This window comes from Streptomyces sp. NBC_00576 (assembly GCF_036345175.1).
Classification (GTDB): domain Bacteria; phylum Actinomycetota; class Actinomycetes; order Streptomycetales; family Streptomycetaceae; genus Streptomyces.
This window is the reverse complement of the sequence record NZ_CP107780.1, coordinates 4,678,251-4,698,362: the sequence shown is the minus strand read 5'-3', so window position 1 is coordinate 4,698,362 and position 20,112 is coordinate 4,678,251. Positions and strand designations below refer to the sequence as shown.

Genomic DNA, 20,112 nt, shown 5'->3' with positions numbered 1-20,112 from the left:
CGTTCGGGACCTGCCCGGACCGGTCGTTGTCGCAGGCCCGGTACACGGCGACGCGCGCCGTGCCGGACGCCTGCCGGTCAGGCCCTGGTGAAGCGGACGTCGGCGCGGGCGAGTGTGCGCTCGCCCTGGACAGCGGTCAGGTGCAGTGCCCCGGCGGAGTGGTCGGCCGCCCTGATGGTGACCGGCCGGGACAGTTCGCCGAAGGACTCGAACCCGGAGCTCATGGAGGTCAGCACGGCGTCGCGGCCGGCCGCGAGGTGGCCTGCCTGACGAAAGGCTTCGAGCAGCACCATGCCGGGCACGTGGTCCGACGGGTGCTCGAAGTAGCCCGGGTGACCGGGGTCCGCGTGCAGCAGCCAGGTGGTCGGGTCCCCGTTCGTGGATGTGCGCAGCAGCACGTCCGCACGGGGCCGGCCGGCGATCACCGGTGCGGTCAGGGTGGTGGCCGGTGACGCGCTCGGGACGGGCGTGGTGTCCTGGCCGCGTCGGCGGAGTATCCCGTAGCGACGCGCGTCGACCACCAGCACGGCGACGGAGCCCTGCGCGCACGGCCGGCCGTCGACCTCGACCGTGACGTCGAGACGGGCATCGAAGCGGCGGGCGTCCGGGGCACCTGTCCCCGTTATGGACACGTCCAGGACCGCGCCGAGCGGTGTGCCCCCCACTCGGAGGGCGGTGAGGTCGTCGATGTCCAGGGAGAGCGACTTGAAGACGAAGTGGTGGTCCAGCGGAACGTTTCTGTAGCGGTGGATGAGGAAAATCCCCGCTTGCCGCACGGTCTCGGCGAGCAGCATGAAGTCGCAGCGGCCGGCCGTGTCGGGTCGGTAGAACGCGTGGTGGCGCGGCCACTGGGCACCGACGAGAAACCGGTCGGCGGCGACCTGGACGCCATCGGTGAGGAAGACCTCGTGCACGGACGCACGGTGTACCAATTGGCGCGGCACCGTGCGGTCGAAGGTGAGCCCGACCCGGGCGCATTCTGCCGGTGACGGCACGGCAGGCAGCATGGTTACAGACATCCCCGTATCCCCCCCAAGAGGTGTATGTCTACGCACAGAGGGCCTGCGCCCCCCGGCAGCAAGAAATATACCTTCGGGAATGTATATTGCAAGGGGGTTGATCAGAAAGGCGGAGTGACCATGGCAGGTAGCCAGAATGAACCGAAGCAGGAACGGGCGTGGCGCACGAGGGCCCACATCCTCCAGGTGGCGGCCGAACTCTTCGCCGAGCGCGGCTACGCGACGGTGACGTTGCAGGACGTGGCCGAGCGGGCGTCCATGACCAAGGGTGCGGTGTACTTCCACTACAAGAACAAGGAGGCGCTCGCTGTCGCCGTGGTCCACGAGCACTACGTACGCTGGCCACTGCTCCTGCAGGACGTGGCGGCCCGCGAACTGCCGCCGTACGAAACGCTGGTCACCGTACTCGACCGGGTGGCCGAGGCGTTCCGCGACGACATCGTGGTCCAGGCCGGCGCGCGTCTGCAGATCGAACGGTCACTGATCGACGCCGACCTGCCCGAGCCGTACGTGGGCTGGGAGGAGTACCTGACCGGCTTCGTCAAGGAGATCGAAAAGGACGGCGGGCTGCGCCCGGGCGTCACCGCTCGGGGCGCGGCCCGGGTGATCGTCGCCGCGTTCTTCGGCATGCAGCACATCTCCGATGTGCTCAGCCGCCGAGCCGATCTCGCCGAGCGCTACGGCGAGTTGCGCTACGTCGTGCTCGAAGGGCTGTGTGCCTGAAGGAACGAGATGTGTCGTCGACCGCGCGGCGCCGCGGCACCCGCTGGATTCGTTCCGGGGCTGGTGTCATGGCGCCGGCCGCGAGCGTGCTGGAGGCGGTGCCCTACCCGGGACGGTGCGCCGGGGGGCTTGGGCGGCTCCGTTCTCGTCCCCGGGGAAGTCCGTTACTCCTGGGGTTCCGGGGACGCTGCCGGGGCCACGCCGATCCGGCGGATCTCCTCCAGTGGGTACGGGGTGCTCCTGCTGCCGTAGCGGAGTTCGTCGACGAAGTCCCACATCACGAGGGCGAGCGGCGCGTGGCGGGCGATGATGGCCGCCGCCTCCTTCGGGATTGGGGGGCTTCCGGGGCTTCCGGGGAATCTTGTGAGGTGCTTGCCTTCCGCGCAGGCGCGCACCAGCGCGCGGCGGTCCTCCCGGTCGTATCCGTACAGAGCGGTGACCAGCCAGTGCACCAGGTAGGACTCGGTGTAGCAGCGGTCGTACGTCTGATGGCGGTCGAAGAACTCGGCCTCGTTCCGGGAGAGTTCGAACCGGGAGGACAGGGCGAGGCCGTAGTCCGCGAAGTAGAGGCGCCGGCCGTCGGTGAGGATGTTCTCGAAGTGGGCGTCGAAGTGCAGGAGCCCTCGGCTGTTCATGAACGAGGTGCCCGCTGCGAGGCCTTGCTCCACCATGACGCAGGCCCGGTCTGCGGCCTCGTCGCCGACGGTCAGTTGTTCGCTGAGCCACTGGTGCAGGTTCTGCGGGATGTACTCCAGGAACAGTGCCACGCTCGCCGAGGACTGCTGCAGAGCCTCGATGCGGTGGCGTACCTGCGATCTGCCTCCCCAGTAGGCGACGGCCCTTTCTACGTCGGCCAGTTCCTCGGGGAGAGGTGTGGAGTCCGGCAGTACGCGCCAGTGGTACATCAGGGGGAAGCCCTCGTGATCCCCCGTGAGCACCCAGTCCGTCGTCATGGTGTGCGCGGCGAGTTCCCGCCAGGCCCCGAAACCCGGCCCACCGATGCCGTACTGGCAGAACATCGGAAGGTCGAAGAGGTTCGCCGTGGACCGTACGTTCTCCGGGTGCCTCTCCGGATCGGTGAGAGGCACCCGCTTGACGAAGACCGGGATTCCGTCGATCTCCAGAAGCGCAGACTTTCCGCCGATGCCGGAGCCCAACGGCGTGGCTGCGTCGAGGAGTTCGGACAGCGCGCGGTCGCTGTGCAGGGCCAGGGCGGCGGAGACGGTGCCGTGGGCGGTCAGGCGCGCGGGGTGCGACATGTCTCTGCGGCCGCCGGTGAGGCCGGGTTCCGGTTCTAGCCCGGCCACGGGGTGACTTGGAGGATGTACACGCACTCGTGGCGAACGATGGTCAGGTAGAGGAACATCCCGCCTGAGACATAGGCGGTCTGTACGCCCTCGCCTGCGCCTTGATACCGAGTGCCGTCCAGGTGAAGAGCCTCGGCTGCTCGTGCGATCTCGTCGGCTCGCTTCTCGACCTCTGCGACGAACGCGGGAGGCGCGGGCGTGGGGCCACCAGTGACGTGGGTTTCGTCCGGGTCGTACTCCCAGCGCCAATCACTCACCGGTGACCGACTCCCGAGCGGTGGAGTGCAGGCGCCGGATCTCGTCCATGGCGTCACGCCAGGCGGGTTCGTCACGGTCGATGGTCTGTGCCGTGTACTCAGCGGTACGGAGCTGTGCGGCGGCGGCCGGAATCCTTGCGATCTCGATCGCCACCGCCCACGTTTCGAGAAACTGGGTGATGGGACCGAGGCTGCCCGTGCGCGCTGCGAGGGTGATGGCCTCGTCCTTCTGCCGCTCCATGTCGGCCAGCCGGTGGGGAGCCACCTGTGCCAGGGCCACGCGCAGGGCGGCGGGCGTTCGCTCGGGCCGCGGGATAAGAGGCCCGCTGGGCTCGAAGTGCTGTGCGGTCATCCTGATCCTTCCGTGGACCGTGCCATGCCCACGGTACGGCAGGGGCGAGTGACTACGCAGGGTGTTCGGGGTGATCGGTCAGGGTGAGCTTCTGCTCTTGGGTGGGTCAGCCCTTCACGTCGGTGAGGAAGGCTGTCCAGGCCCCGGCCTGGAAGAGGAGTACGGGGCCGTTGTGGGGGGCGGTTTTGGAGTCTCGAACAGGGATGACGCTGAGGGGTTTGACGTGAGGGAGGGCTACCTCGACGCAGTCTCCGCCGCTTCCGTTGCTGTAGCTGCTCTTGCGCCACCGTTCGGTACTCAAGTCACTTTTTCTGCTTGCCATTTCGGTATTCCTCTGCCGCTCGCTCGACCATGGCCAGGGACGTCTCAGGTGGAAGTGCCGTCGCCCTGAGTAGATCGTACGACCTGCGGTAGTCCTTCACGAGGGCTGGATAGTCGATGAGTTGGCCGCTGTGGAGACCCTCCGTGTAGATCAAGGGTGGCGCGTCCGGGAAGGTCATGGCCTTGGTCATGCCCATCATGAACGGGTGGGCCGTGGTGGTTTCCGGGAGGAGTTGCAGAACACCCTGCGTGGAGCGGATCACGTGCGCGATGTGCTCCAGTTGTTCCGCCATCGCCTCGGGCGACAGAAGTGGCTTGCTGATCAGCGACTGGTGCAGGATCGCCCAGAACGCGGGGCGCTGCTCGCGCTCCCAGATGTCCGCGCGTTCCAGGCGGGCTCGTACCTGGCTCTCGACGGTCTCGGGCGGCAGCCAAGGCAACGAAGTGTGGACGACTGCTTCTGCGTACGGCCGTGTCTGGAGCAGGCCGGGGATGAGCGCGGGCGCCCACTCCTCGATTGACTCTGCGTGCTGTTCCATCTCGACGACATCCGCGAAGTACTCCGCATGCCCCGACTGCTTCGCCTTGCGCGCGTCTTCACAACGTCGGGTGAAAAAGCCGTCCGTGCCCAGCTTCCGGTCGACGTGTTTGGCCAGGTCGTCCGTCATTCGGCGTTCGCCGCGCTCGACCTGGCTCAGGAACGAGATGCCGCGCCAGCTTCCCTCGACCAACTGTTCCAGGGTCAGGCCCGCCTGCTCCCTTCGGAAGCGCAACTCGGCGCCGTAGAAGGAGGGGACGTTCGCGGACGCGTCGGGGTCCTTGCGGGAAGGCACAACTCACCACCGTCTCTTTCCAGTTGCGCTGTGCAATCTGAATCCCTTTCACGGTACGCACAGTCACGTCATTCTGTGAGGGAATCATCACAGAGCGCACATGGGAGTGCGCTGAACAGGGAGGTCCCCCGATGGAGTCGACGCACCAGAACACCACCGTCTACGACGTCACCCTTTGCGTCGAGGAACTCCGTGCCGCTCTTGCCGAGCACGGCATCACCCTTCCGTCCCTGCGGGTCGATCTGCCGAGTTTCGCGGGGAGTTACCAGCCGCCGAGGGGACTGGTCGCTCTGGGCGGCTGCAACGCGGCCACCGCGCTGAAGCTGGCCGCCGTGCTGAGGAACGCGGCGGGACAGTGAACGCGACGACGACGGCGGACTTCGGTGCCGAACTGCTCGCCGTCCCCAAGGCCGTGCCGGAGCTGCGCCGCGCGGTGCGGGAGTGGTTCGGGGAGGACGCGTATGGGCGCGTAGGTGGAGACGTCCAGTTGTGCGTGACCGAGCTGGTCGGCAACGTCGTCCGGCACGTGGGGGAGGGGACGCCCGTTTCTGTGCGGGTGGGCTGTGTGGACGGTGCTCGTATCCGGGTCGCAGTCGGTGATCCCGACCCGCGTGCTCTTCCGGTGCTGCTCAGCGCCACGGGGGCCGACGAGTCGGGGCGCGGGCTGGCGCTGCTGGGTGCCCTCGCTGTGCGGTGGGGCGTGGAGGTCGAGGCCGGGGGCAAGACGGTGTGGTGCGAGTTGGAAGGCGCCGGTGTCCCGCGGGCCATGGAGCGCCGACGGGAGCAGGAGCGGCTGGGGGAACTGGTGGCGTGGATGGAGGAGAAGGGCGGGCCGGTCACGGAGGAGGAGATGGCGGCGGCAGAGGCGGAATGGCGGGAAGTCGGCCGTATCTTCGCCGAGCGAGAGCGAGAGCGTGACGTACGAGGGCGAGCGTGAGTAAGAGTGCGAGCGGGGGGCACAGAGTCGCGCACCCGGCCTTCCGGCCACCACCGCCCGATAGATGCACGACCCCGCCCGCCCCCGGACACACCACGACCGCGGCGGCTCCCCCTCCGCGCCGCCGCGGTCGTTCCCCGTGCAGGTGTACGTCTGTTGGAGTGTTGGAGCCGGTGGCTCAGGCCGGTTCGTCCGTCGCGTGGACGTCGTTCGGCTTGGCGGTGGTCGGTTCCGTCGTGGCGTGGACGTCGCCCAGGATCGTCGCCGTGGCCTTGGACTTCTTGGCCGGTTCGGTCGTCGCGTGGACGTCGTCCAGGGTGGCGGTGGCCGGCTCGCTCGTCGCGTGGACGTCGGTCGGCTTGATTTGGTCGCTCATCTTGCTGTCTCCCCTGTAATGGTGACCGGTGGACTGAGGGGCCCGCCCCGCGACTCCCCCGCGGACTGCGGGACGGGCCCTGGGCCGGTTCACCATAAGAGGTCCGGCCCTCTGTCGTTCCGCCTGCCCCCCGACGCGACGGCTCGACAGGGACGAGCCTGCCGGACGGCGATAAACGAACGATGAACGTCCCGCCGTTTCGGGTTTTATGTCGTACGCCCGAGCAACCTTCAGCAGTTCGTGCGCGTTGCCCGCCCCAGCAGCCCCCGTACCGTGTCCGCCTCCGGCGCCTCCAGCGACTCGAAGATGCCGAGCGCGTCCTGCCAGCACACCTGGGCGCGGTCCAGTTGACCTACGCCGTGCAGGGCGCGGCCGAGGACCGTGAGGACGTTGCCGCGTCGCCATTCGCCGCCGATGCCGCGCAGTACCGTCAGCGCCTGCTCGGCGTTGGCCGCCGCGCGGGCCGAGCGGGTCGCCGCGAGATCGACCTCGGCGAGGCGGAACAGGGTCATGCCCTCCCACAGGCGCTGCCTGCTGTCCCGGAACACCCGCAGGGCCTCGTCGAGATGACCGGCGGCCTCCGTCAACTGGCCGCTCTGGGTGAGCGCCAGGCCGAGCGCGTAGCGGCCGTTGGCCCCTCTGACCGTGTGGCCCATCGCGTCGTACATCGCCGTGCCCTGCTGGGCGAGAGCGACCGCGCTGTCGGTGCGGCCCGTGGCGAGGTGGATGCGGGACAGGTTGCACAGGGCGCTCGCCTCGCCGGGTCGGTCGGCGAAGGCGCGGTAGCTCTCGATGGCGCGGGTGAAGTGGGCCTCGCCCGCGTCGTGCCGGCTCTGGTAGAGCGCGACGACGCCGCTGATGTTGGACGACCAGCAGGCGGTGTACTGGTCGTCTGCCGCGAGCGCCAACTCCGTTGCCCGCTCGGACTCCTGGACGGCCGCGTCGAAGAGGCTCCCGGAGACATGGTGCACGAAGGCCAGGGTGGTGAGGGCGCGGGCCTCCGTACGGGGGGAGCCGGCCTCCCGGGCCGCGTCCCGCACGATCGCCGCGACCGCCTCGTACTCCTTGGAGTTGGTGCCGGACTCGGCCAGTTCGACCGCCGCCCAGAGCACGTCGGCGGCGCGGCGCAGTGTGTCCGGCCGGGTCGCGGACTGGCGTACGCAGGCCAGCACGCACACCGCCTCCGCGTGCACCCAGTCCTGCGCAGCGTGGCTGTCGGCGAAGGTCAGCCCGGGATACTCCGCATGCTCCAGGTGGTCGACGAGTTTGTCCTCGGGGCGCTGGATCCGGTAGGTCGCGGCGACCGTCGCGAGGTAGAAGTCGAGGAGGCGTGACATGGCCGACGCCCGTTCACCAGGCGGGTGTTCGTCCCGTTCGGCGCAGGAACGCGCGTAGAGTCGTACGAGGTCGTGGTAGCGATAGCGGCCCGGCGCCGCCGATTCCAGCAGCGAGGTGTCGACCAGGGATTCGAGGACCTCTTCCGCGTCGTCAACCGGCAGGTCCAGTACGGCCGCTGCCGCCGCGAGGGATATGTCGGGGCCGTCCGCCAGGCCCAACAGCCGGAACGCGCGGGCCTGTTGGCGGTCCAGGGCGCCGTAGCCGAGTTCGAAGGTCGCCTTCACCGCGAGGTCGCCGGCCTGGAGTTCGTCCAGGCGGCGGCGTTCGTCGCCCAGCTTCTCCGCCAGGACGGACACCGTCCACGTCCTGCGCGCCGCCAGCCGGGACGCCGCGATCCTGATCGCCAGCGGCAGGAAACCGCAGGCCGCCACCACGTCCAGGGCGGCCTTGCGCTCCGCGGCGACCCGCTCCTCGCCCACGATCTTCGTGAACAGCTGCAGGGCCTCCTCGGGGGACATGACGTCCAGGTCGACGAGGTGGGCGCCGGCCAGGTCCACCATCCGTACCCGGGAGGTGACCAGGGCCGCGCAGCCCTCCGTGCCCGGCAGCAGTGGACGTACCTGGGCGGCGTCGCGGGCGTTGTCCAGCAGGACCAGGACCCGGCGGCCGTCCAGTACCGAGCGGTACAGGGCCGCGCGCTCCTCCAGGGAGTCCGGGATCGCCGAGTCGGCCGTTCCGAGGGCGCGCAGGAAGGCGCCGAGGACCGTCTCCGGCTCGGAGGCCTGGGTGCCGGCGCCCTGGAGGTCGATGTACAACTGCCCGTCGGGGAAGGCGGATCGGGCCTGGTGGGCCACATGGACGGCGAGCGTCGTCTTGCCCACGCCGCCGATACCGGCCAGCGCGGACACGGCCATCACTCGGCCCTGTGCCGACGAAGCCGACGATGCGGATGCCAGGACCTTGCTCAGCTCGGAGACGAAGGCCGTACGGCCCGTGAAGTCCGGGACCGTGGCGGGGAGTTGGGCGGGCCGGACGAGTGCGGGGGCCGGTTCGGGGGCGAGCGGGGCGGAGGGTTCGGCGAGCCCGGGGTCCGCCTGGAGGATGCGCTGCTGCAGCTCCTTGAGGCCGGGGCGGGGGTCGACGCCGAGTTCGTCGGCGAGGAGGCGGCGCGTGTCCGCGTACACCGCCAGGGCCTCGGCCTGCCGGCCGCTGCGGTACAGCGCCAGCATCAGCAGTTCGCGCAGGCGCTCACGGAGGGGGTGTTCGGCCGTGAGGGCGGTCAACTCGCTGACCGACTCGGCGTGGCAGCCCTGTTCGAGGTCCATGTCGAGCCGGGATTCGAGGAGTTGGAGGAGCCACTCCTCCAGCCGGGCCCGCTGCGCCTCCGCGTACGGACCCGGGAGGCCCGCCAGCGGCTTGCCGTCCCACAACTCCAGCGCCTGGTTGAGGACGTCCCGGGCATGGCACAGATTTCCGGCGCTCTTGGCCTTCTCCGCCTCCGTGGACAGTTCCTGCGCCACCGTCAGATCCAGCGCGCCCTCCGCGAGCGAACGGATCGCGTACCCGCCGGACTCGCTCACCAGCACCCAGGCGCCCAGCACCTTCCGCAGCCGTGACGCGTACGTCCGTACCGCCGCCAGCGCCTGCGACGGCGGTTCGTCGCCCCACAGCGCGTCGATCAGCTCGGCGGCCGTCGCCGTCCGGCCCTCGCGCAGCAACAGCGCGGCCAGCAGCGCCCGTTGCTGCGGGGATCCGGTGGGCAGAGGCTCCTCGTCGCGCCAGGCCCGCACCGGTCCGAGCACGCTGAAGCGCAGCGCCGCCGGGGAATCAGCCGGAGAGTCTGCCGGGGGTCTCACCGGCGTATCCCTGGGATCCCGCTGTGCCGGCACCCGCGGTACAGCCGGTATGTCACCCATCACCGCTCCCTGCCGAACTTCATGACCAGGACAGCAGTTTGCCTTGTCCGTGGCATGTGCGTCAGCTCTGGGGACAGCGATCACAGTTCGGCGCACGAGGTACCACAGGGTTCTCACACGATCTCCGCACGGGGTTCAACAGAAAGGGACGTGCGAACACGGGAGCTGACGGTTCGTCAGATCGGCGCTACCGTGCCCCTTATGGAGACGACTGTGGAGAGTACGGAGACCACGAGCACCTTCCCGAAGATCATCTCGGTGGACGACCACACGGTGGAGCCCCCCAACGTCTGGCAGGACCGGCTGCCGAAGAAGTACCTGGACATCGGCCCCCGCATAGTCCGCGCGCCGCTGAAGTCGATGTCCTTCCTCGGCGGCCGGTTCAAGCCCGTCATGGGCGAACCGGGCGACGACGGCCCGATCGGCGACTGGTGGGTCTACGAGAACCTGCACCGCCCCCTCACCCGCCTCGACACCGCCGTCGGCTACGACCGGGACGAGATCAAGCTCGAGGTCATCACGTACGAGCAGATGCGCCCCGGTTCGTACGACGTCCCGCAGCGACTGGCCGACATGGACATCAACCACGTCCAGTCAGCCGTCTGTTTCCCGACCTTTCCGCGCTTCTGCGGCCAGACGTTCACCGAGGCCAAGGACCATGAACTCGGGCTGCTCGGCGTGCGCGCGTACAACGACTGGATGGTGGAGGAGTGGTGCGGGCCGGCCGCGCAGGGCCGTCTCATCCCGCTCACCCTCATCCCGCTCTGGGACGCGGAGTTGGCGGCGGCCGAGGTCCGGCGCAACGCGGCCCGGGGCGTCCGGGCGGTCGCCTTCTCCGAGATCCCCCCGCACCTCGGCCTGCCCTCGGTCCACGGCGACGACTGGGACCCGTTCCTCGCCGCGTGCGCCGAGACGGGGACGGTGATCGCGATGCACATAGGCTCGTCGAGCCGTATGCCGTCCACGTCCGCCGACGCCCCGCCCGCCGTCGGCTCCACCATCACCTTCGCCAACTGCTGCTTCTCGATGGTCGACTGGCTGATGAGCGGCAAGTTCGAACGCTTCCCGGAGCTGAAGATCATGTATGCGGAGGGCCAGATCGGCTGGATCCCGTACATCCTGGAGCGCGCGGACGTGGTCTGGGAGGAGAACCGGGGCTGGGGCGGAGTCGCCGACAAGGTCCACCGGCCGCCCTCCGAGCTGTTCGCCGAGCATGTCTACGGCTGCTTCTTCGACGACGCCTTCGGGCTGCGCAACCTCGACTCGATCGGCGTCGGCAACGTCCTCTACGAGACCGACTACCCCCACTCCGACTCCACTTGGCCCGGCTCGCGCGAGGTCGGCGAGGCGCAGATGGGGCATCTGGACGCGGACGTCGTGGAGCGGATCGTACGAGGGAACGCGATCGACCTGCTGGGCCTGACGGCGGACGGGCTGTGGCAGCCCGGCAGTCCGGCGTAGCGGGGCAGGCGAGGATGGAGCGAGGCGAAGAGAGGGCGAAACTGGCGTAAACCCATAGCGCCGCTGGTCATCCGGTACCGTGAACTTCCTTGGGGGGCCAAGTAGTCGGACTGTGAAGGTGTGCTGCCGAACGCGGCTGTCCCCCAGCGAACGCACAGTGACCGCGTAGCGACCGCATGGAAAAACGGGGGCCGTCCGTTGCCGTACACCGCCGAGATCAGCCGGACCAACCCGGGGTGTTTCATCTTCCTCGTGGACCAGTCGGCCTCCATGAGCGACCCCATGGAGAGCGGTGAGACGACACAGCCGCGGGCCGAGGTGGTGTCCAACGCCATCAACCGGCTGCTGACGGAACTGTCGGTCAAGTGCGCCAAGGAAGAAGGCGTACGCGACTACTTCCACGTCGCCGTGATCGGCTACGGCCACCAGCACGTCGGCTCCGCCTACCAGGGCGCCCTCGCCGGCCGCGACCTCGTTCCGCTGAGCGAGGTCGCCAACAACCCGGCGCGGGTGGAGAGCCGTACCAAGAAGGTGCCGGACGGCGCCGGCGGGCTGGTCGAGACGTCCGTGCAGTTCCCGGTGTGGATGGACCCGGTGACCAACGGGGGTACGCCCATGACCCGCGCCCTCGGCTACGCGGACACCCTGGTGGCGAACTGGGTCGACGCGCACCCCAGCGGCTTCCCGCCCATCGTCCTCAACCTCACCGACGGGGAGTCCACCGACGGCGACCCGACCAGCGCCGCCATCGGCCTGGCCTCCCACGCCACCGCCGACGGCCCGGTCCTCCTCTTCAACCTGCACGTCTCCGGCAGCGGTGGCGACCCCATCACCTTCCCGGACAACGTGGAAGCGCTGCCGGACACGTACGCCAAGCTGCTGTTCCACATGTCCAGCGTCCTGCCCGGCCACATGCGCTCGTACGCCGCCTCGCAGGGCCACCGCGTCAGCGAGACGACCCGGGGCTTCGTCTACAACGCCGACATCGTCTCCATCGTGGAGTTCCTCGACATCGGCACCCGTGCGACGGAGCTGCGCTGACCATGGGGGACATCCCGGCGCTGCCGCGGGCGCAGTGGTTGTGGACGCCGAAGTCGGGCAGCAGTGAACAGGAGTGCGAGGACGCCGCCTACTGCTGGCAGTCCGACGAGGCGGGCGTCGACAGCGCCGGACGGGCCGTCGCGTCGCTGTACGCCGCGGTGTCCGACGGAGCCTCGGAGAGCCTGCTCGCCCGCGACTGGGCCACGCTCCTGGTCGCCGACGCCGTCGAGTCCATGCGGCTCGCCGGTGACTGGTGGGACGAACTCGGTACGTTCGTACGGGACTTGATGGAGCGCTCCGCACTGCACTGGGACGCCTTCCTCACCCGCTACCAGGCCGAGCGCGCCGCCCAGGGCAGGCCCATCACCTGGTACGAGCAACCCGGCCTGGAAAAAGGCGCGTTCGCCACCGTGCTGGGCGCCGAGATCCGGGCCACCGTCCTGGAGGACGGCACGACCCGCCGCCACTGGTACGCCTTCGCCCTCGGCGACAGCTGTCTGTTCCAGCTGCGCGACGGGCGCCTCCTCGAATCCTTCCCGGTGCGCACGGTCGAGGAGTTCGGGATCACTCCTCAGCTGCTGGGCAGCCGGAACCACGATGCGCGGCTGGTCGCGGAACGGATGCGGGTGGCGCACGGCGAGCTGCTGCCCGGCGACGAACTACTGCTCACCACCGATGCGTTGGCGGCCTGGGTGCTGTCCCGGGAGGCAGCCGGCGAGGCTGAACAGGCCGTGGCTTTCCCGGCCTTCGCCGCGTTCGGCCAGCAGGACTTCGCCGAGTGGGTGGACGACCAGCGGGCGCGCGCCCGGATGCGCAACGACGATGTGACCCTCGTTCGAGCGAAAGTGTGACGTTCATCCGTATATCCGTATGACGGTGCGGAGTTCTTCCGGATGGTGGCGAGAGGGGAGGCGTAAATGGCGGTGTCCCGCGGCGGTCGTCCCGGTCACGACCCCGGACGCGACCCCGGTACCGGACCGGTCCGGAGGTTTCCGACGGGCGCGAACTACGCGGAGGCGTTGCAACACCCCGAACTGTGCTTCAGCGACCCGGACTTGAAGCACGGCAGGATCCAGCAGAGCCCGGCCTGGGGCCCGAAGGCGATCTCCGGGAACTTCGCCAGCGTCTTCGACATCACGTCAAAGGACGGTCAGCGGTACGCGCTGAAATGCTTCACCCGGGACAGCGCGACGCTGGGCAAGCGCTACTCCGCCATCAGCTCGGCACTCGGCGGACTTGGTGGACCTGGTGGAATCGGTGGCTCTGGCGCGGGTGGTCTGTCGCAGCCATGGCCGGTCGGGTTCGACTTCCTGGAACAGGGAGTTCTGGTCGGGCGGGAGTGGTACCCGGCGGTCAAGATGACCTGGGCCCAGGGCACCGGACTCATCAGCTGGATCGAACGCAACCTCCACGACCCGGCCGCCCTGCACACACTCGCCGACCGCTTCCTGGCCATGACCGCAGACCTGGAGCAGAACGGCATCGCCCATGGCGACCTCCAGCACGGCAACCTCCTCGTGGCCGCCGACGGAACCTTCCGGCTCGTCGACTACGACGGCATGTACGTCCCCGCCCTGCGCGGCGAGCAGGCGACCGAGAACGGCCACCGCAACTACCAGTCGCCCTCCCGTACGGCCGCCGACTACGGCCCCGCCATGGACCGCTTCTCCGCCTGGACCATCGAACTGGCCCTGCTCGCCGTCGCCACGGACCCCGGTCTCTGGACCCAACTCCACGACAGACATGGTGAGTTCCTGATCCTGTCCGAGGCGGACTTCAAGGAACCGGCGACCTCGCTGGCCTGGCCCGTCCTGCTGAGCCACCCGGACGAGCGGGTACGGGACGTGGCCGGCCGGGTCAAGGGCTTCCTCGGCAGGCCGGCGTCCGCCCTGCCGCCCCTGACCGCCGACGCCGTGAAGCTCCCGGCGCAACGGACGGCATCGGCATCGGCATCAGCATCGGGTGCGGGAACAGGGGCTGGTACGGGGGGCTACGGGGCCGGAGGCGGCCTGGGCGGCGGCCGTCCCACGGTCACGTCCTGGACGCCGACCCCGTCCGGGGCACCCGCGTCCGGGGTGCCGGCCTGGATGGCGGGGCGCGTGGCCATAACTCCGGTCCCCACCTCCGCGTCCACCCCGCCCCCGGTGCGGCAGCCCGCCGCTGCCGGACTCCCCGGGTTCGGCGGGCGCAGCGCCGGTGACCTGCTCGCGGCCGTCGGCGCGCTGCTCAGTACGTCCGCCCCGGGTGCGCTGGTCCTCGCGGCGGCCCAGCCCGTGGACGTCCTGCCCGCGGCACAGGGCCTGGCCCTGCTCACCTCCGCCGCCCTGGTCGGGTACGCGCGACGCCGGCGCCCCGAGTACCGGGCGGCGCGGAAACGGGTGCGCGACCTGAAACGGCGCTCCCGTGAACTGGCCGACCCGGCGGGCGCCCATCAGCGCCTGGAGAAGGAGATCCGCGTCCTCGACGACGCCCTCGCCAAGGACAACACGGCCTCGGACCAGCGCGTCCAGGCACTGCAGATCGAGCTGCGTGACGGCCAGGCCCGTATCACCATGGACCTCAACCGTCGTACGGACCAGGCCCAGCAGCAGCTGGTGGGGCTGGCGGCGAATGAGCAGCGGCGGATCGACAAGGCGCTGGAGCCCGCGATCAGGGCGCACATCCAGGACAAGCTGCGCAGCACGTCGATCCAGGGGGCGCTGTCGCTCAACAACATGGGCAGCAAGATGGTGCAGGCGCTCCAGGACGCGGGCATCCGAAGCGCGGCGGACTTCATCGGCGTGGACTTCTCCCACAACCCGTCCGTGGTGTTCCTGGTCGGCCCCGGCGGTCAGCGGATCCGGGTGCCCGGCATCGGCGAGGCCCGGGCCGCCGTCCTCAGCGACTGGCGGCAGGGTCTGGAGCGCCGGGCCAGGGCATCCGCACCCACGACGGTGCCGCCGGCGGCCAAGGCCCAGATCAAGGCGGACATCGCCGCACTCCGGGGGACCCACCAGACGGAGATCAAGCAGGCGGAGGGCGAGGCCCAGCAGAGGAAGGCCGCGTTGCAGCAACGGATCACCGACGAACGGGGTCGCCTGATGGGGCAACGCCAGCAGCGGGCGATGGACACGCAGCGCAAACGGGCGGAACTCCTCCAACGGCAGAAGCAGTTGGCCGGTGCGGGGGCGGAACGGACACGGGTCGAGGCCGACCTGGCGACCGCCCGCCAGGAAACCCGGGGTGCGCTCGGCGCCGGCAGGTATGTGCGGTTTCTGTTGACCGGGGGGTGAGGTGGCCGCCGGTGCAGCCCAGGTCGTGTTTCCCACCAGCCCACCCGTCTCGGCACGATTGCCCGGCGCCCCTTGAACTTCTCGGTGCCGGGCGGCATCTCCAGTGGTCCGGACGGTTCGGCGCGTCCATGGCTTCCCACCCACCCGCCCCACCGCTCCTGCAGCCCAGCCAGCATCCCTCCAGCCCCGGCCCGCACCCCCAGCCCGTCCGGCGTTTGAGGAAGAGGCCCGTTCAGGGCCGACGGGGGCCTGGGGGCGCAGCCCCCAGGTACTGGATGGGAAGGAAGTTCGGCGACCCCTTGCCCGGCGATGCGGCAGCCGTGACGATGGCCATCGCGGCCCGAATTGACGGACCGTCAGATCCGGCAGGGAAAGGGACGCGCCCATGACCTACGGCATGCAACTCCCCATCCAGTCCCAGTCCACCCTCTACACCGAACCCTGGGAAACCTCAGCCACCCCCACCGACCTCCTCCACATCGCCCGCACCGCCGACCGCGCCGGCTTCGCCTACCTCGCGGCCTGCGACCACGTCGCCATCCCGCGCCGCCTCGCTCCCGCGATGAGCACCGTCTGGTACGACCCCGTAGCCACCCTCGCCCACCTCGCCGCCGTCACCGAACACGTCCAACTCCTCAGTCATGTGGCCGTCGTGGGCCTCCGCCACCCCCTCCTCACCGCCAAGCAGTACGCCACCCTCGACCACCTCTCCGGCGGCCGCCTGATCCTCGGGGTCGGGGCAGGCCACGTACAGGAGGAGTTCGAGGCGCTGGGGGTCGACTTCGAGCGCCGGGGCGCCGTACTCGACGAGACGATCGACGCGTTGCGCGCGGCACTCGGGCCGGACGAATTCCCGGAGCACCACGGCAAGTTGTACGACTTCGAGGGGCTCGGCCAGCGTCCACGGCCTGCCCAGGAACGCGTACCCCTCTGGGTCGGTGGGTCGTCCCCGGCCGCCGTACGCCGGGCCGCACTCAAGGGTGACGGCTGGCTGCCGCAGGGTGACCCGCGCGACCGGCTCCCGGACCAGATCGCCCGGATCCGTAGGCTGCGCGAAGAGGCCGCGATCCAGGGGCCGTTCACCATCGGGGCCATCACCGAACCGCTGTACGTCGGTGAGCCGGGGTGGGAGGTCGGGCGGCGGACGATCAGCGGGGCACCGGAGGCCCTCGCCGAGTCGCTGCGGGCGTACGGCGCGATGGGCGTCGACCAGATCCAGGTGCGGTTCCGGAGCCGGAGTCTCACCGAACTCACCGACCAGATAGGGGCGTTCGGGGAAGAGGTGGGCCCGCTGTTGGAGGGCGGGTCGGAGGGGAACCTGTCTGACAGCCTGACCGGTTCCTCTTGAATCTTTGAACATGTCCACGCCGGGGCGCGTACGTATGAACGTACGGACGTCATGGTTCCGGCGGAAGGACATGCACGGTGCGCACCTCCCGGCTCGTCGCCCACTCCTCACCCACGTCCGCATCCTCACCGGCGTCCCCGCCCGTGTCCCTGCCCAGGCTGTCCGTCGCCCTGGCCTGTGCCGAGGGCGAGTGGCCGCACGAGGGGTGGCCGGACCCCGACGACCCGCACGTGGGGCGGGTGTTGCGCGTGGCCCCGCCCTACCGTGAGCTGAGCGAGGAGGGCGCCGTGGATGTCGTCGTCCTGCGATGCGAGGAGCCTGCGACCGAGTTCGCGGTGCTGCTGAGGGCCATGGGGGCCGTGAGCGTTCCGGTGATCGTCGTCAGCCCCCGGCGGGACATGGAGACCGTGGTGGAGGTGTTCCGGGGCGGGGCCGGATATCTGGTCGAGGGCGACTACTGCACCTGCATGCTGGCCTCGGCGGTCATGGCGGCCACGGTCGGGCACACCTACCTCTCGCCGATCGCCTGCGCCGCGCTCCGGGACAGGGTCCAGCGGGAGTCCGGGGAGGGGAGAGGCAGTGCGTCCGTCGCCGGGGCGGCGATGGAACGGCTGCGGAGTCTGCTCTCGCCGCGCGAGCGGCAGATCATGGAGCTGCTGTCGACCGGCCTGGGCGCCCAGGAGATCGGGCTGCGGTTAAGGCTGAGCGAGAAGACGGTCCGCAACAACCTCAGCAACATCTACGCCAAGCTGGACGCCAGGGGGAGTACGGACGCGGTGCTGAGATGGCTGGGGGCGACCCCGGCTGTTCGCACCTGAGAACAGCCGGCGCCGCCCTGCTCGCTGAATTCCGGTCCGGATGCCGCTACGGCGCCGGAATCTCCGTCACCGGGATTTCCACGTCCGTGACGTTGGCGCCGCCCTCTTCGAATCCGGGCTCCGCCCTGACGCTGTTCTCCGAGTTCTGGAGTCCGTTGGCCTGGGGAGTTCCGCACTCGACGTTGCGCAGCCAGAGACGGCCGTCAGGCGTACCGTTCTTCAGGAGCTGCGGATAGAAGACGTGCACGGTCGTGGCGCCCTCGCTCGGCGAGAAGAAGACTGTCTGGCCGTCCTGCGCTTCCTTGTACGTGGCCTTGAGGAATCCGCTCACGTCGGTTCGCTTCTCCGACCACATGAAGAACCCGATGTGGTTGGGTTTCACGGTGTCGGTCCGGGAGAAGTCGAATCCGGTACCGGTGTCGTCACGCTTGAGGTTGAGTTCCGTCGTGTTGAACTTGGCGCCGATCTCGAAGAACGAGTTTCCCAGCTTCGAATCGGCGGAAGCGGTGAACCCGTCTTCGAGCGTGACGGACCTCGTCACCGACGCCGACACGCTGAAGGCCTTCGAGAGGGCACTCGTGGAACCGCAGTTGTCGGTAATTGTGGATACGCGCTTGTTGGGCCCGAGGTTGTCCCTCTTGAACTGGACGTCGACAAATTCGCAGTTCTCCAGCTTCGGGTTGTTCTGCGCGCAGTCCTTCGTCACCTCGGAGGGGGTGGCGGCACCCGCCTGGTTCATCAGCGGAACGGCCACCGCGATGGCCACCACCGGGGCCATGGCGATGACGATGCGCTTCTTCTTGCTCCGGTGATGTCCCTTGCGGCTGGTGCGGGTCATGGTGCGTCTCCTTGCGGGGAAAGGGGGGAGTTGAGGGCATTCGGCCAGGTGAGGCGAGGCGTGGGGGTGGGGAGTGAGGGGGAGTGGGGGGAAACGCGGGACATGGGAGAGCGTCGTCAGCAGTCGGTCAGGACCGGCTTGACCGCCCCGTCCGCGATGCCTGCGGCTCCGGCGGCGCCGGGCAGGATGGCGGGTCCCTCGACGAGTTCCGACGCGACGAAGTTCTTCTCCGGGGAGGGGTTCACGGCGAAGCTGCCGGGGAATGCGTCCTGCCTCACCCTCCATTCGCCGGTCATACGCTGCATTTTCGGCGTGAACTCCATGTGCAGGACCTTGCCGACCGGAACCTCCCGATTCTCCGTGTCGCCGGCGGTCACCGACTTGACGGTCATGTCGGTGGTTCCCTTGTGCTTGAGCCAGGCCCCGCTCAAAAAGCCGAAGAGCCCGCCGCCGGCGCCCTGTTGGGTCGCGGTGTACTTGCCCGAGCCCTGGCCCACGGTGGCCTTCCAGGTGATCGACACCTTCGCCGGTTCGGTGGCGTTCGGTTCGCAGTTCGGGAAGTCGATGGAGGCCTTCTCCGTGGGGCCGTCGAACGACTGGAAATTCGTCTCGACGTAGTCACAGTTGGAGGCTTCAAAACCGTCCGCGAAGGCGCCCCCGAAATCCCGTACGGACTGCTGTTTTCCGTTGAGCACCGAGGACCGTTCGCACATCCTGATGATCTGGTCGGGAGTCTTCGCCTCCTCGGCCGCGTTGGCCGACGGAAGGAGGGCGATGATCGCGCCGCCGGTGGCGAGCGCCGATCCGACCGCCACGAGTCGGACCTTCTTGTTCTTCAGACGCCTCTTGGCCATGTCGCTCCGTCCCTGGGATTCCTTGGTGATCGCTTTGCCTGTTCGTGGAGGATTATTGGCGTCATCCATGGGTCCGCGACAGGGTCAAATATCCCTACTCCTCGGTTACTTGGGGTGTGCTCTCGCACACACTCCCCTCAGGTCTGACGCATCGTCAGGTACGGCGATACGATGCTGACCTCCACCGATCCGAACGATGTGAACGCTGCGAAGGGGTTCCGCATGGGCAAGCTCGACGGACGGGTCATCATCGTCACCGGCGCGGCACGCGGCCAGGGGGAGCAGGAGGCCCGGCTCTTCGTGACGGAAGGCGCGCGGGTGGTCGTGGCGGATGTGCTCGACGACCAGGGAGAGGCCCTCGCCAAGGAGTTGGGTGCGCTGTACGTCCATCTCGACGTGCGCGAGGAGGCGGGGTGGCAGGCGGCCGTCGCCGCCGCGGAGAAGGCGTACGGCCGGATCGACGGGCTGGTCAACAACGCCGGCATCCTCCGCTTCAACGCCCTCATCGACACGCCCCTCGACGAGTTCATGCAGGTCGTGCAGGTCAACCAGGTCGGCTGCTTCCTCGGGATCAAGACGGTCGCGCCGCACATCGCCGACGCGGGTGGCGGGACGATCGTCAACACCGCCTCGTACACCGGGGTGACCGGGATGGCGGCGGTCGGGGCGTACGCGGCGAGCAAGCACGCCATCGTCGGGCTCACCCGGGTCGCCGCGCTGGAACTGGCGCGCCGGAAGATCCGGGTCAACGCCGTGTGCCCGGGCGCGATCGACACCGCGATGTCCAACCCGGCCGTACTGGACCCGGGCGCGGACGCCGAGGGTGCCGCGCGGGGCCTGGACAAGCTGTACCGCAAGCTCGTGCCGCTGGGGCGGATCGGGCGGCCGGACGAGGTGGCGCGCCTCGCGCTGTTCCTCACCTCGGAGGACTCCTCGTACATCACCGGGCAGCCGTTCGTCATCGACGGGGGCTGGCTCGCGGGTGTCGCCGTCGTCTGACCGATGCGACAGCAGTACCTGACTGACCGTCAGCTATTGACGGTCACAGGGGCCGGTGGAACAGTCGACTCAACAAATCTGACGCTGCGTCAGAAACGACGG

The 20,112-nt window shown here is 69.2% G+C and carries 20 protein-coding genes; 10 read left to right on the top strand and 10 right to left on the bottom strand.

The annotated features are described in order from the left end of the window. Positions 1-77: 77 nt before the first annotated feature. On the bottom strand, positions 78-1,019 hold the full coding sequence (locus tag OG734_RS19950) for a ScbA/BarX family gamma-butyrolactone biosynthesis protein (protein WP_330288879.1): 942 nt from the start codon (positions 1,017-1,019) through the stop codon (positions 78-80). Positions 1,020-1,139: 120 nt separating this feature from the next. Between OG734_RS19950 and OG734_RS19945 the strand changes: the two genes are divergently transcribed. After that, positions 1,140-1,742, top strand: coding sequence for a ScbR family autoregulator-binding transcription factor (locus tag OG734_RS19945; protein WP_330288878.1), 603 nt, complete (start codon positions 1,140-1,142; stop codon positions 1,740-1,742). Between the two features lie 164 nt (positions 1,743-1,906). Here the strand turns inward: OG734_RS19945 and OG734_RS19940 are convergent, their stop codons facing one another. The 5 genes from OG734_RS19940 to OG734_RS19920 form a co-directional block, all read right to left on the bottom strand. Continuing rightward, positions 1,907-3,001, bottom strand: coding sequence for a serine/threonine-protein kinase (locus OG734_RS19940; RefSeq protein ID WP_330293718.1), 1,095 nt, complete (start codon positions 2,999-3,001; stop codon positions 1,907-1,909). Positions 3,002-3,036: 35 nt separating this feature from the next. Next, a complete protein-coding gene (locus tag OG734_RS19935) occupies positions 3,037-3,306 on the bottom strand; it encodes a hypothetical protein (protein ID WP_330288877.1) in 270 nt (89 codons plus the stop codon). Continuing rightward, complete coding sequence (locus tag OG734_RS19930; RefSeq protein WP_330288876.1) at positions 3,299-3,658, bottom strand: DUF6247 family protein; 360 nt, start codon at positions 3,656-3,658, stop codon at positions 3,299-3,301. Before OG734_RS19930 ends, OG734_RS19935 begins: the two co-directional genes overlap by 8 nt. Positions 3,659-3,764: 106 nt before the next feature. Continuing rightward, positions 3,765-3,980: a DUF397 domain-containing protein gene (locus OG734_RS19925; RefSeq protein WP_330288875.1), complete on the bottom strand. Its 216-nt coding sequence runs from the start codon at positions 3,978-3,980 to the stop codon at positions 3,765-3,767. After that, positions 3,961-4,812 carry a helix-turn-helix domain-containing protein gene (locus OG734_RS19920; protein WP_330288874.1) on the bottom strand — a complete coding sequence of 284 codons (852 nt, stop codon included), beginning with the start codon at positions 4,810-4,812 and terminating at the stop codon, positions 3,961-3,963. Before OG734_RS19920 ends, OG734_RS19925 begins: the two co-directional genes overlap by 20 nt. Positions 4,813-4,943: 131 nt before the next feature. On the opposite strand from OG734_RS19920, the gene OG734_RS19915 reads away from it, so the two are divergent. Next, the gene (locus OG734_RS19915; RefSeq protein WP_330288873.1) at positions 4,944-5,171 is read left to right on the top strand and encodes a hypothetical protein; all 228 of its coding nucleotides are present in this window, start codon (positions 4,944-4,946) and stop codon (positions 5,169-5,171) included. Then, positions 5,168-5,749, top strand: a complete 582-nt coding sequence (locus OG734_RS19910) for an ATP-binding protein (protein ID WP_330288872.1) — start codon at positions 5,168-5,170, stop codon at positions 5,747-5,749. The genes OG734_RS19915 and OG734_RS19910 overlap by 4 nt, the downstream gene beginning before the upstream one ends. A 178-nt stretch (positions 5,750-5,927) precedes the next feature. Here the strand turns inward: OG734_RS19910 and OG734_RS19905 are convergent, their stop codons facing one another. Together OG734_RS19905 and OG734_RS19900 are read right to left on the bottom strand one after the other, a co-directional pair. After that, positions 5,928-6,125: a hypothetical protein gene (locus OG734_RS19905; RefSeq protein WP_330288871.1), complete on the bottom strand. Its 198-nt coding sequence runs from the start codon at positions 6,123-6,125 to the stop codon at positions 5,928-5,930. 230 nt (positions 6,126-6,355) lie between these two features. Then, complete coding sequence (locus OG734_RS19900) at positions 6,356-9,379, bottom strand: AfsR/SARP family transcriptional regulator (RefSeq protein WP_330288870.1); 3,024 nt, start codon at positions 9,377-9,379, stop codon at positions 6,356-6,358. 201 nt (positions 9,380-9,580) lie between these two features. On the opposite strand from OG734_RS19900, the gene OG734_RS19895 reads away from it, so the two are divergent. The 6 genes from OG734_RS19895 to OG734_RS19870 all read left to right on the top strand — a co-directional run bounded on the left by OG734_RS19895 (position 9,581) and on the right by OG734_RS19870 (position 17,319). Next, a complete protein-coding gene (locus OG734_RS19895) occupies positions 9,581-10,840 on the top strand; it encodes an amidohydrolase family protein (protein ID WP_330288869.1) in 1,260 nt (419 codons plus the stop codon). Positions 10,841-11,038: 198 nt separating this feature from the next. Then, positions 11,039-11,881 (top strand): vWA domain-containing protein, encoded by an 843-nt coding sequence (locus tag OG734_RS19890; RefSeq protein WP_330288868.1) that lies wholly within the window; start codon positions 11,039-11,041, stop codon positions 11,879-11,881. Between the two features lie 2 nt (positions 11,882-11,883). Next, positions 11,884-12,732, top strand: coding sequence for a hypothetical protein (locus OG734_RS19885; protein WP_330288867.1), 849 nt, complete (start codon positions 11,884-11,886; stop codon positions 12,730-12,732). Between the two features lie 66 nt (positions 12,733-12,798). Beyond that, a complete protein-coding gene (locus tag OG734_RS19880) occupies positions 12,799-15,153 on the top strand; it encodes a hypothetical protein (protein WP_330288866.1) in 2,355 nt (784 codons plus the stop codon). 385 nt (positions 15,154-15,538) lie between these two features. Continuing rightward, the gene (locus OG734_RS19875) at positions 15,539-16,501 is read left to right on the top strand and encodes an LLM class F420-dependent oxidoreductase (protein ID WP_330288865.1); all 963 of its coding nucleotides are present in this window, start codon (positions 15,539-15,541) and stop codon (positions 16,499-16,501) included. Positions 16,502-16,578: 77 nt separating this feature from the next. After that, positions 16,579-17,319, top strand: a complete 741-nt coding sequence (locus OG734_RS19870) for a response regulator transcription factor (protein WP_443064878.1) — start codon at positions 16,579-16,581, stop codon at positions 17,317-17,319. Between the two features lie 46 nt (positions 17,320-17,365). Here the strand turns inward: OG734_RS19870 and OG734_RS19865 are convergent, their stop codons facing one another. Both OG734_RS19865 and OG734_RS19860 read right to left on the bottom strand, forming a co-directional pair. Next, the gene (locus tag OG734_RS19865) at positions 17,366-18,157 is read right to left on the bottom strand and encodes a hypothetical protein (protein ID WP_330288864.1); all 792 of its coding nucleotides are present in this window, start codon (positions 18,155-18,157) and stop codon (positions 17,366-17,368) included. A gap of 116 nt (positions 18,158-18,273) precedes the next feature. Continuing rightward, on the bottom strand, positions 18,274-19,011 hold the full coding sequence (locus tag OG734_RS19860) for a hypothetical protein (protein ID WP_330288863.1): 738 nt from the start codon (positions 19,009-19,011) through the stop codon (positions 18,274-18,276). A 222-nt stretch (positions 19,012-19,233) separates the two neighbouring features. On the opposite strand from OG734_RS19860, the gene OG734_RS19855 reads away from it, so the two are divergent. Next, positions 19,234-20,010 (top strand): SDR family NAD(P)-dependent oxidoreductase, encoded by a 777-nt coding sequence (locus OG734_RS19855; RefSeq protein WP_330293716.1) that lies wholly within the window; start codon positions 19,234-19,236, stop codon positions 20,008-20,010. Positions 20,011-20,112: the final 102 nt, after the last annotated feature.